This is a genomic window from Mesorhizobium sp. M4A.F.Ca.ET.050.02.1.1 (genome assembly GCF_003997725.1).
Classification (GTDB): domain Bacteria; phylum Pseudomonadota; class Alphaproteobacteria; order Rhizobiales; family Rhizobiaceae; genus Mesorhizobium.
In genome coordinates this window covers 1-11,636 of the sequence record NZ_RZSG01000116.1, presented here as the reverse complement: position 1 = coordinate 11,636, position 11,636 = coordinate 1, and the positions used below count along the sequence as shown (strand labels likewise).

General features: G+C 66.3%; 7 protein-coding genes. 1 reads left to right on the top strand and 6 read right to left on the bottom strand.

Annotation, left to right across the window (positions count from 1 at the left end; all coding sequences use genetic code 11):
• The 3 genes from EOA33_RS11050 to EOA33_RS11040 form a co-directional block, all read right to left on the bottom strand.
• On the bottom strand, positions 1-1,641 hold a 1,641-nt coding region (locus EOA33_RS11050; protein ID WP_127405636.1), incomplete at its 3' end, for a circularly permuted type 2 ATP-grasp protein.
• Between the two features lie 6 nt (positions 1,642-1,647).
• Complete coding sequence (locus EOA33_RS11045) at positions 1,648-5,007, bottom strand: transglutaminase family protein (protein ID WP_126058516.1); 3,360 nt, start codon at positions 5,005-5,007, stop codon at positions 1,648-1,650.
• 106 nt (positions 5,008-5,113) lie between these two features.
• Positions 5,114-6,304 carry an acyl-CoA dehydrogenase gene (locus EOA33_RS11040; RefSeq protein WP_126058515.1) on the bottom strand — a complete coding sequence of 397 codons (1,191 nt, stop codon included), beginning with the start codon at positions 6,302-6,304 and terminating at the stop codon, positions 5,114-5,116.
• 107 nt (positions 6,305-6,411) lie between these two features.
• Between EOA33_RS11040 and EOA33_RS11035 the strand changes: the two genes are divergently transcribed.
• On the top strand, positions 6,412-7,323 hold the full coding sequence (locus EOA33_RS11035) for a LysR family transcriptional regulator (protein ID WP_126058514.1): 912 nt from the start codon (positions 6,412-6,414) through the stop codon (positions 7,321-7,323).
• On the opposite strand, the gene EOA33_RS11030 is transcribed toward EOA33_RS11035, so the two are convergent.
• From EOA33_RS11030 to EOA33_RS11020, 3 genes are all read right to left on the bottom strand, one after another.
• Complete coding sequence (locus tag EOA33_RS11030) at positions 7,324-9,645, bottom strand: Tex family protein (RefSeq protein ID WP_127405635.1); 2,322 nt, start codon at positions 9,643-9,645, stop codon at positions 7,324-7,326. It abuts the gene before it with no gap.
• Positions 9,646-9,769: 124 nt separating this feature from the next.
• The gene (locus EOA33_RS11025; protein ID WP_126058513.1) at positions 9,770-10,948 is read right to left on the bottom strand and encodes a serine hydrolase; all 1,179 of its coding nucleotides are present in this window, start codon (positions 10,946-10,948) and stop codon (positions 9,770-9,772) included.
• Between the two features lie 33 nt (positions 10,949-10,981).
• Positions 10,982-11,636: serine hydrolase (locus EOA33_RS11020; protein ID WP_145989110.1), on the bottom strand; the 655-nt coding region annotated here is incomplete at its 5' end.

The following is an 11,636-nucleotide window of genomic DNA, read 5'->3' as shown; positions in this document are numbered from 1 at the left end:
CAGCACGCGGGCCGTGTCTTCCGATCGCTCGATGTAGCGGCCGAGCCATGTCAGGTTCTCCGCCGCGCGGCTGGGCAGACTCCCAGGCATGGAGCGGGTGAAGCTGTCATGCTCCTGCGGCAGCAGTGTCTCGCGCTCGACCGGCCGGTCGCTGACCACCCAGACATCCGCCGCCTGGCCGCCGCGCTGCATGGCTATGGCTGTCGTGTCCTGCGAGAAGCCGACCCGGGCAAAACCGCCGGGCATCACCGTCCAGCCATCCGCCGTGCGCGCCAGATAGACGCGCAGGCTGGCCGGCCGCGGCTCCAGCCAGCCGCCGACATAGACGGGCGTTGTCGAAAGCGTCACTGCTTCCTGGCCGACGAAGTCGCCGCCGCTGCCCTTGATCCGCGCCACCAGTTCGGCCCGCTCGGCATCGGAGAGCATCGATCCCAGCCTGGTCGCATCGTCGTCCTCGAAGGCAAGCCGTGTCGACAGCGCCGGTCCGACCACCATGCGGTCGAAATTGGCAAGCACATGGTCGCGCTCGTTGTCCTGCCCGCACCACCAGGTGGCGACGCTCGGCAGCAGCAATTCTTCGCCGCGCAATTCCCTGGAAATCCTCGGCAGGAAGGATAGCAGCGCCCGCGTCTCCATCAGGCCCGAGCCCAGCGCATTGACGGCCGAGACCGTGCCGCTGCGGATCGCCTCGACCAGGCCGGGCGTGCCGATCTGAGAATCCGGCCTGAGTTCCAGCGGATCGGCGAAGGCGGCATCGAGCCGCCGCCACAGCACGCCGATCGGCTTCAACCCCGAGACGGTGCGCACCATCAGCTTGCCGCTGGAGACGGTCAGGTCCTCGCCTTCGAGCAGCATGATGCCGAGATAGCGCGCGATATAGGCGTGCTCGTAATAGGTCTCATTGAGCGGTCCCGGCGTCAGGATGGCGACGCGCCCGCCAGTGTCCTTGGCCATGCCGATCAGCGCGTCGCGAAAACGGCGGAAGAAGCCGGCGAGGCGATGGACATGCATCTCGCCATAGATGTCGGACAGCGCGCGCGTGGTGGCGACACGGTTCTCCAGCGCGAAGCCCGCGCCCGACGGCGCCTGCGTGCGGTCGCCCAGCACCCACCAGCGGCCGTCCGGACCGCGGCCAAGCTCGAAGGCCAGCATGTGGAGGAAATGGCCGCTGGCCGGCCTTGTGCCGGCGACGGGCCGCAAATATTCCGGGCTGGCGGCGATCAGGCTGGCCGGCAGGATGCCCTTTTGAATCAGCCGGTTCGGACCGTAGACGTCGGCCAGAATCTCCTCGAAAAGGTCGGCGCGCTGCACGAGGCCGGCGCTGATCGCGGCCCATTCCTTTTCCTCGATCAGCAGCGGGACATGCGCCAGGGGCCACTCGCGCTCATTGGCGCCCGCCTTGTCGTAGACGCGGTAATAGACGCCGGCGTCGCGCAGATACTGGTCGGCGCGGGCGAAGCGCTGGGCGAGCTTTTCAGGGCCAAGGTCCTCCAGCGCCTCGATGAAGGCGCGCCAGACCGGGCGCGGATTGCCCGAGGCGTCGACCATCTCGTCGACGACGCCGTCGATCGGCTGGTAGTGCTCCAGCAGACTGTGGCTCAGCGGCTTGCCGCCTATCTTCTTCTGATTCCCCTTCGCCATCGTCGATCAGAGTCTTGGAGGCCGCCTGAGGTCAAGGGTCATCGGGAAATCTTCAGAAGCTTCTTCGTTGTGGAGCACGTAACCCGCCGGTGTGTGGCCGCGTGGCTCGAAGCGGGCAAGCCGCCGCGCCTCCGCCTCGTTGCCATTGACCGGGAAGGTGTCGTAATTGCGCCCGCCGGGATGCGCGACATGGTAGACGCAGCCGCCCACCGCCCGGCCCGACCAGCGGTCGTAGATATCGAAGACCAGCGGCGTGTTGACCGGCAGCGCCGGATGCAGGCCCGAGGCTGGCTGCCAGGCCTTGAAGCGCACGCCCGCCACCGCAATCTCCCTGTTGTCCGTCACGTTCATCGGTACGACGCGGCCGTTGCAGACGACGGCGTGACGCTCCGGATTGAGGCCCTCCGTCTTCACCTGGAGCCGCTCGACGGAAGAATCGACGAAGCGCACGGTGCCGCCGATCGCGCCTTGCTCGCCCATCACGTGCCAAGGTTCCAGCGCCTGCCTGAGCTCCAGCTTGACGCCGGCATGCTGGACCTCGCCGCAGAAGGGAAAGCGGAATTCGAGCTGCGCGGCGAACCATTCCGGACGGAATTCGAAGCCGTTGAGCTTCAGGTCCTCCAGCACGTCGAGGAAATCCGCCCAGACATGGTGCGGCAGCATGAAGCGGTCGTGCAGCGAGGTGCCCCAGCGCACGAAGCGGCCATCGAGCGGGTTCTTCCACGCGCGGGCGATGATAGCGCGCACCAACAGTTGCTGCGCCAGGCTCATGCGCGCATTGGGGGGCATCTCGAAACCGCGGAACTCGACGAGGCCCAGCCGGCCGGTCGGGCCGTCGGGCGAGAACAATTTGTCGATGCAGATTTCGGAGCGGTGCGTGTTGCCGGTGACGTCGGTCAAGAGATTGCGGAACAGCCGATCGACCAGCCATGGCAACGGGGCCGCGCCCTTATCGGGATGCGGCACCTGCGCCATCGCGATTTCGAGTTCGTAGAGCGAGTCGTGGCGCGCCTCGTCGAAACGCGGCGCCTGGCTGGTCGGGCCGATGAACAGGCCCGAGAACAGGTAGGACAGCGACGGGTGGCGCTGCCATTGCAGCACCAGGCTCTTCAAGAGGTCGGGCCGGCGCAGGAACGGGCTGTCGTTCGGCGTCGCGCCGCCCACCACGACATGGTTGCCTCCGCCGGTGCCGGTATGGCGGCCGTCGATCATGAACTTGTCGGTGCCGAGTCGCGACTGCCGCGCCTCCTCGTAGATTGCCGTGGTCGTGGCAACGCATTCCTGCCAGTTGGCGGCGGGATGGATATTGACCTCGATGACGCCGGGATCGGGAGCAACGCGGATGACGTTGAGACGCGGATCGTGCGGCGGGCCGTAGCCCTCGATGTGCACCGGCAGTCCGATCGAGCGCGCGGCGTTCTCGGCCGCCGCGACCAGTTCGAGATAATCTTCCAGCGCCTCGACCGGCGGCATGAACACGCAGAGTCGGCCATCGCGCGGCTCGACGGTGAGCGCGGTGCGCACCGCGCCGCCGATCTCGGCGATCTGCTGTTCGACACGGTCCTGCTGGCCGACCACTGCGGTGAACGACACCGCCTGCTGGCGGCGCGCCATATCGTCGGCGCCTTCCAGTTCGGCCGGCGACGCTACCGGCAAAATGGCCGCGCGCTCCGGCAGCGGGCCACGCGGAACCGATGGGTCGACCGGCACGATGTAGGGGAATTGCGCCGGCGGCACATAGGGCAGAGTGCCAAGCGGCAAGCGATAGCCGACCGGCGAATCGCCGGGAACCAGGAACAACCGGCCACGCCTGGTCTTCCATTTCTCCGATCGCCAGCGCGGCCCCGCTGCCTGGCTGTTCCAGCGCTGCACCGGCAGCACATAGCCCGACGGTTTGGTCAGGCCGCGCTCGAACACCCGCGCCATGCGGCTGCGCTCTTCCGGGTCCTCCAGCTTGGAATTGGACGGATCGACATTGTCCGGCAGCTTGCCTTCCTTGAGCAGCCATTCGGCCGGATCCTCATAGGCCTCGCTGACCATCGCCTTGTCGATGCCGAGCTCGCCGGCGATCGCCGTCAGCAGGCTTTCGGCCTGCTGCGGCCCGATGTCCGTCTCGCTCCTTTCGCGCGCGATCAGGGACGGGTCGCGCCACACCGGCTCGCCATCGGTGCGCCAGTAGAGCGAGAAGGTCCAGCGCGGCAGGCTTTCGCCCGGATACCACTTGCCCTGGCCATAGTGGAGGAAGCCGCCCGGCGCGAAGCGTTCGCGCAGCCGGCGGATCAATGCATCAGCCTTCTCACGTTTGGTCGGGCCAACCGCCGCCGTGTTCCATTCCGCCGACTCGAAATCGTCGATCGACACGAAGGTCGGCTCGCCGCCCATGGTGAGGCGAACGTCGCCCGCGGTGAGCGCCGCGTCGACCTTGTTGCCCAGCGCGTCGAGCGCCTGCCAGCTTTCGTCCGAAAACGGCTTGGTGATGCGTGGATGCTCGGCGATGCGGTCGACCCGCATGTCGAAGCCGAAATCGACATTAGCGAAGCTCGCCATGCCGGAAATCGGCGCGGCGTTGCGGAAATGCGGAGTGGCGGCCAGCGGCACATGGCTCTCGCCGGTGAGCAGGCCCGAGGTCGGGTCGAAGCCGATCCAGCCGGCGCCCGGAATATAGACCTCGCACCAGGCATGCAGGTCGGTGAAGTCGACAGCGGTGCCGGGCGGCCCGTCCAGCGAGACGAGATCCGGCTTGAGCTGGATCAGGTAGCCGGAGACGAAGCGCGCGGCGATGCCGAGATTCCTCAGGATCTGCACCAGGAGCCAGCTGGTATCCCGGCACGAGCCCTTGGCCGCGGCCAGCGTCTCCTCCGGCGAAAAGACACCTGTCTCCATGCGCACGATGTAGGCGATCTCGCGTTGCAGTCGCGCGTTGAGGTCGACGAGGAAATTGACGGTGTTCCTCGGGCTGCGGTCGATCGTTCCGAGGAAAGCCGACAGCAGCGGCCCCGCCGGCTCCGGCGTCCGGTAGATGGCGAGGTCTTCCCTGATTTCTTCCGGATACTCGAACGGAAAATTCTCGGCCGATTCCTCGACGAAGAAATCGAACGGATTGTAGACCGTCATGTCGGCGACGAGATCGACCTCGATCTTGAGCTCGTTCACCGGCTCAGGGAAGACGAAGCGGGCGAGGAAGTTGCCGTAAGGGTCCTGCTGCAGGTTGACGAAGTGATTCTTCGGTTCGACCTTCAGCGAGTGGCTTAGCACCTTGGTGCGCGAATGCGGCGCCGGCTGCAGCCTGATCACCTGGGGCCCAAGCACGACCGGCCGGTCGTATTTGTAGTGGGTCAGGTGGTGGACAGCTGCCAGAATTGCCATGGTGCCCCGGGGTTCGGCGTTTCACTTCGCCGAACCCTGACACAAATGCAGGCCATTCTCCAAGCAGAGATGTTGCGCTGCACCTAATTTAAGCAGCGTTGCCGGCTTAGAAAAACGCCTGGATACCAGTCTGCGCCCGTCCGAGGATCAGCGCATGCACGTCATGCGTGCCTTCATAGGTGTTGACCGTCTCCAGGTTCTGCGCATGGCGCATGACGTGGTAGCCGATCTGGATGCCGTTGCCGCCGTGCATGTCGCGGGCCTGGCGGGCGATGTCGAGCGCCTTGCCGCAATTGTTGCGCTTGACGATCGAGATCATCTCCGGCGCCATCTTGCCTTCGTCCATGAGCCGCCCGACCCTGAGCGAGCCCTGCAGGCCCAGCGTGATCTCGGTCTGCATGTCGGCGAGCTTTTTTTGGAAGAGCTGCGTGCCGGCGAGCGGCTTGCCGAACTGCTTGCGGTCCAGGCCGTATTGCCGCGCCCGGTGCCAGCAATCCTCAGCGGCGCCCATCGCGCCCCAGGAGATACCGTAGCGCGCCCGGTTGAGACAGCCGAACGGCCCCTTGAGGCCCGAGACATTGGGCAGCAGCGCGTCTTCGCCGACCTCGACGCCATCCATCACCACCTCGCCGGTGATTGACGCGCGCAGCGACAGCTTGCCACCGATCTTCGGCGCCGACAGCCCCTTCATTCCCTTCTCCAGCACGAAACCGCGGATCTGGTTGTCGTGCGCCGCCGATTTCGCCCAGACGACGAAGACGTCGGCGATCGGGGCGTTGGAGATCCACATCTTCGAGCCGGAAAGCCTGTAGCCGCCCGCCGTCTTCTCGGCTCGCGTCTTCATGCCGCCCGGGTCGGAACCGGCATCCGGCTCGGTGAGGCCGAAGCAGCCGATCCATTCGCCGGAGGCGAGCTTCGGCAGGTACTTCTTGCGCTGCTCGTCCGAACCATAGGCATGGATCGGGTACATCACCAGCGACGACTGCACGCTCATCATCGAGCGGTAGCCGGAATCGATGCGCTCGACTTCCCGCGCCACCAGCCCATAGGTGACGTAGTTGGCGCCGAGCCCGCCATATTCCTCGGGAATGGTGATGCCGAGCAGGCCCGCCTCGCCCATCTCGCGGAAGATCGAGGGATCGGTCTTCTCGTCGAGATAGGCCTCCTCGATGCGAGGCGCGAGCTTGTCGGCGGCGAAAGCGGCGGCACCGTCGCGCACCATGCGCTCATCCTCGGAGAGTTGGTCCTCGATCAGGAAGGGATCTTCCCAGACGAATGCGTTCTTGTCGGCGGCCATGGCCTGTCTCTCCCGCGCAAAATCTTGAGGTGCGGGGCTTATCGGCCCCCGCCTGGAAAAAATCAAACGAAATTGCATCACCAATCAATGAGCGTTAGTAATAGATCATGAACGTCCAGCGCCGCCTTTTGCCGACCACCAGCGCCCTTGCCGCCTTCGAGGCGGTGGCGCGTCTGGGCTCCTTCACCGCCGCCGCCCGTGAGCTCGATCTCACCCAAGGCGCCATCAGCCGGCAAGTTGGCCTTTTGGAAGAACAGTTCGGACGCCGCCTGTTCGAGCGCGACAGCCGCAATGTCCGGCTGTCGACGGCAGGCGAGGCCTATGCCGAGGCGGTGCGATCAGCGCTCGGGCAACTGCGCAACGCAGCCCTTGGATTGATGAGCAATCGGCATGGGGGCATCCTTAACCTGGCGATTTTGCCGACCTTCGGCACGCGCTGGCTGATGCCGCTGATCCCCGATTTCGTCGCCAACAACCCCGACATCACCATCAACTTCGTCACTCGAGTCGGCCGCTTCGACTTCGCCCGCGAACGGCTCGACGCCGCCATCCATTACGGCCTGCCCGACTGGCCGGATGCCGATTCCACGCTGCTCGTGCGCGAGACGGTGGCGCCGGTGGCATCGCCCGAATTCGTGAAAGGGCAACGGATCGCCACGCCGGCCGACATCTGCCGCCTGCCACTGCTGCACATGGCGACGCGCCCCGGCGCCTGGACCGAATGGTTTGAGCATCAGGGGCTCAGCGCGCCGACCGGACCCGGTATGCAGTTCGAGCAGTTCGGCACCGCCGCCCAGGCCTGCATGGCCGGGCTCGGCGTGGCGTTGCTGCCGGAAATCCTGATTGCCGCAGAATTGCAGCGCGGCCAACTGCTGCCGGCGCCGGGTCAACCGATGCAGAGCCGCAGCGCCTATTACCTCGTTGTCCCGCATGACAAGCGCGGCCATCCGCCGGTCGCCAGTTTTCGCGACTGGCTGCTAGGCCAACTCGGCAAGGAGCCGGCTGTTCTGGCTTGGTAGCTACTTCCGCTTCATGGCCTCGGCAAGCGCCGCGCCGAACGCGCCCTGCGCGGCCGGCGGCTCCGGCTGGCGCGGCGGCGCCGGCGTGCGCGGCGCCGGCCTGCCGCCACCATTGTCGCGCGAGCCGCTCCGCGGGGCACCGCCGTCGCCGTCCTTGCGCATCGTGAGACCAATGCGGTTGCGCTTGATGTCGACGTCGACGACCCGCACCTTCACCACATCGCCCGCCTTCACCACCTCATGCGCATCCTTGATGAAGCGGTCAGCCAGTTGCGAGACATGGACCAGCCCGTCCTGATGCACGCCGATGTCGACAAAAGCGCCGAAGGCGGCGACATTGGTCACCGTGCCTTCGAGCAGCATGCCTGGCTTCAGGTCCTTGATATCGTCGACACCCTCGGCAAAGGTCGCCGTCTTGAAGCCGGGGCGCGGATCGCGGCCGGGCTTTTCCAGCTCCGCCAGGATGTCGCGCACCGTCGGCAGGCCAAAGCGCTCGTCGACGAAGACACGCGGGTCGAGCGCCTTGAGCGCGGCACTATCCCCCATCAGCGCGCGCACGTCGCGGCCGCAGGCTGCGACGATCTTCTTCGCCACGCCATAGGCTTCGGGATGCACCGAGGAAGCATCGAGCGGCTCGGCGCCATTGGCAATGCGCAAAAAGCCGGCGGACTGTTCGAAGGCACGTGGTCCGAGCCGCGCCACCTTGAGCAGGTCCTTGCGGCTGGCAAACGGCCCGGTCGCATCGCGATGCGCAACGATCGCTTCGGCCAGCGATGGGCCTAGCCCCGAAACCCGTGCCAGCAACGGCGCCGACGCCGTGTTGAGATCGACGCCGACGGCATTCACCGCATCTTCGACCACCGCTTCCAGCGAGCGGCCGAGCCGGTACTGGTCGACATCGTGCTGATATTGGCCGACGCCGATCGACTTCGGCTCGATCTTGACCAGTTCGGCAAGCGGATCCTGCAAGCGGCGAGCGATCGACACGGCGCCGCGCAGTGACACGTCGAGGCCGGGGAATTCCGCCGCTGCCGTCGACGAGGCCGAATAGACCGAAGCGCCCGCCTCGCTGACGATCACCTTGAGCGGCTTCGGGCCGGAACCGGCTGGCAGGTCCGACAGCATGTCAGCGACCAACTTCTCGGTCTCGCGGCTGCCGGTGCCGTTACCGATCGAGATCAGCTCGACCTTGTGCTGGCGGATGAGCGCGGCGAGCTCGGCCTGCGTGCCGCGCACATCGTTCCTGGGCGGGAACGGATAAACCGTCGTCGTCGCCACCAGCTTGCCGGTGCCGTCGACCACCGCCACCTTGACGCCGGTGCGGATGCCGGGATCGAGCCCCATCGTCGGCCGCGAACCGGCGGGCGCCGCGAGCAGCAGGTCCTTCAAGTTGCGCGCGAAGACGTGGATCGCCTCTTCCTCGGCGCGCTCGCGCAGGTCGCGCATCAGGTCGAGCGTCAGATGCAGGGACAGCTTGATGCGCCAGGTCCAGCCGGCGACCTCCATCAGCCAGCGGTCGCCCGGCAGGCTGCCGCCGATCGCATAGGCATTGGCGATCATGCGCTCGGCCGGCTTCACCGGCGAGGCATCGTCGGCATCGACCTCGATGTCGAGCGACAGCACCTCCTCGTTGCGGCCGCGCAACATGGCGAGCGCCCGATGGCTGGGCACGTTCGCCCAGCGCTCGACATGGTCGAAATAGTCGGAGAACTTCGCACCCGCCTCCTGCTTGCCGTCGACGACCCTGGCGCGCAGGAAGGCACGCTCCTTCATATAGGCGCGCAGCTTGCCGACCAGATCGGCATTCTCGGCGAACTGTTCCGACAGAATGTCGCGCGCGCCCTCGAGCGCGGCCTTTGCGTCTGCCACTTCTTCGGTGATGTAGGCGAGCGCGAGATCGGCGGGCACCGCCGCGCGGTCGGCGAGGATCGCCTCGGCCAGCGGCCCGAGCCCCCGCTCCCTGGCGATCTCCGCCTTGGTGCGCCGCTTCGGCTTGTAGGGTAGGTAGATGTCTTCCAGCTCGGCCTTGGTTGCCGCGGCATTGATCTTGGCCTCGAGCTCCGCGGTCAACTTGCCCTGCTCACGGATCGAACCGAGGATCGTCTCGCGGCGCGCGTCGAGCTCGCGCAGATAGGCCAGACGCTCGGCAAGGTCGCGCAACTGCGTGTCGTCGAGCCCGCCGGTGACTTCCTTGCGGTAGCGCGCGACAAAGGGAACAGTCGCGCCCTCGTCCAAAAGCTCGATCGCCGCCGCCGCCTGCTCGGGCCGCGCGCCGATCTCGGACGCTATGATTGCCGCAATGCGCTTGATGTCGGATGCCATGCCGGTCCCTGTCGAAAAGAGCGGCGACCATAGGCCGGGATGCCGTCCTCGCCAACCGCGCTGTTCAGCCCCTGCAGCGAGGTTCCACAGAAAAGGGTTGCGAAGGCGGGCCGCCTGGAACGGCTTAGACCATCCGGCTCAGCGCCTCGAAGAACGCCACCAGCTCGACATCGAGCCGGTCGTCGACAGGCTCCGGCTGCGACGACATCTTGGCGATCACCACCTCGTCCCGCGGATTGACATAGAGCCACTGGCCGTGGATGCCGATACCGCAATAGGCGCCGCTGTCGTGACCGGTCTGGTACCATTTGTTGCGGTAGCGGCCCTTGGGAAAGAGAAACGCCATCGTGCCGCGCTGCCAGGCCTCGAAGCTGCCGCCGGTTGAAACCGTGTCACGGACCCAGGCATCCGGCACGATGCGGCGGCCATTGGCCATGCCGCCCTGCCGCATCATCTCGCCGACCCGCGCCAGGTCGCGCGGCGTCACCGAAATACCGCCGGCGGTGCGCGCCGTGCCTTCCATGTCGACGGCGATCGAGCCCTCGCTCGTCGCGCCGAGCGGCAGCCACAATTTATCTCGCAGAAGATCGGCGATGCGCTGGCCCGACGCCCGCTCCAGCAGCGCGCCGAGCAAATCGGAATTGGGCGAGCGGTAGCGATAGGTCCGGCCGTGTGGCTCGCCGAGACGCTGCAACGTCAGGAGAAACGCCTTGAGGCTTTCGGACCCGCCGCCCGGATTCCACAGCGTGGCGCGGCGATAGCGGGCAAATGCGCTCTCGGGATCGAGATAGGCCTCCTCGAAATCGAGGCTGACGGTCATGTCGAGCACGTGCCGGCAGCTTGCATCGCCATAGGCAGAGCTTTTGGCCTCAGGGATGTAGTTGACGACGGGCGCTTCCGGGTCGAACACCCCCTCGCCTTCCAGTATGCCGGCGAGAATGGCGGTGAACGACTTGCTGATCGAGAAGATGATGTGGCGGGCGCCAAATTCCATATGCGGCGCCAACCAGTCGCCGACCCATTTGCCGCCCTTCATAATGGTCAGCGCATCGGTATCCGAGCGCTGGAGAAATGCCGCGACCGTTTCCGGCGCATTTGCCGAGGCGACCTTTTCGTCGAGCAGCCCGCCAAGCGCCTGCGGGGGCGCCTCGCTGCCGCTGGCGGATGCGAAGGGCGCGCTCGGCACCAGCTCGCCGACATTCTGGAACGACCAGCGATTGAACGGGCTTTCGCGCCAGTTGGAGAGCAGCACCGCGTTGCGGGCAAAGCCATATCTTGTCTCGAACGCGGTCCTGCCGGTCATGACGGTCTCCGGGATCCTCTGCTTGCTTGTGGGTCAGGCCAGCGCGGCGGCTATGGCGTGCACGGCCTTCAGCGTCGCCACCGAATAGGCTGTGTTGGTGAAATCCGGATAGGTCGAAAGCTTCACCACGACCATTCTGTTGTCCCAGCCGATGTGGATAAGCTGCCCGAACACACCCCGGCACATTAGCGCGCGCGAGCGCGGATCCTCGATCCAGAACTGGTTGCGGTAGCTGCCTTCGGGCAGGCTGGGATTGAAGCCCGGGCCGTGCCTGCCGGTGCGCGTCGCCTCGATCCACTCGGCCGGCACCACGCCGCCGCCATTGTCCAGGATCAGCTTGCCGAAGCGGGCGTAGTCGCGCAGCGTCGCGTTGAAGCCGCCGTCGGCGAGCGCATAGCCGGCGCTGTCGACGGTGAAGCAGGCGCTTTCATCCGCGCCGAGCTTTTGCCAGAGTTCCTCGGAAACCAGTTGCGCCAGCCGCTTGCCGGTCACCCGCTCCATGATGAAGGCCAGCACATCGGTCTCGATCGAGCGATACTCGAACGCCTCGCCATGCGGTCGCACCTTGTCCTTAAGCCGCAGGATCAGCTCGAACAGATGCGACGGCCATTGGAAGGATGGGTCGCTGCCGGGCGGCACCGGCTTCCAGCCGGTGGCGACGTCGACCTGGGCGATCTCTGAGCAGGGA

Excerpts from the sequence above, each read along its gene's own strand:
- EOA33_RS11030 (WP_127405635.1), bottom strand. The coding sequence starts at position 9,645 with ATGGCATCCGACATCAAGCGCATTGCGGCAATCATAGCGTCCGAGATC.
- EOA33_RS11040 (WP_126058515.1), bottom strand. The coding sequence starts at position 6,304 with ATGGCCGCCGACAAGAACGCATTCGTCTGGGAAGATCCCTTCCTGATC.
- EOA33_RS11035 (WP_126058514.1), top strand. The coding sequence starts at position 6,412 with ATGAACGTCCAGCGCCGCCTTTTGCCGACCACCAGCGCCCTTGCCGCC.
- EOA33_RS11025 (WP_126058513.1), bottom strand. The coding sequence starts at position 10,948 with ATGACCGGCAGGACCGCGTTCGAGACAAGATATGGCTTTGCCCGCAAC.
- EOA33_RS11045 (WP_126058516.1), bottom strand. The coding sequence starts at position 5,007 with ATGGCAATTCTGGCAGCTGTCCACCACCTGACCCACTACAAATACGAC.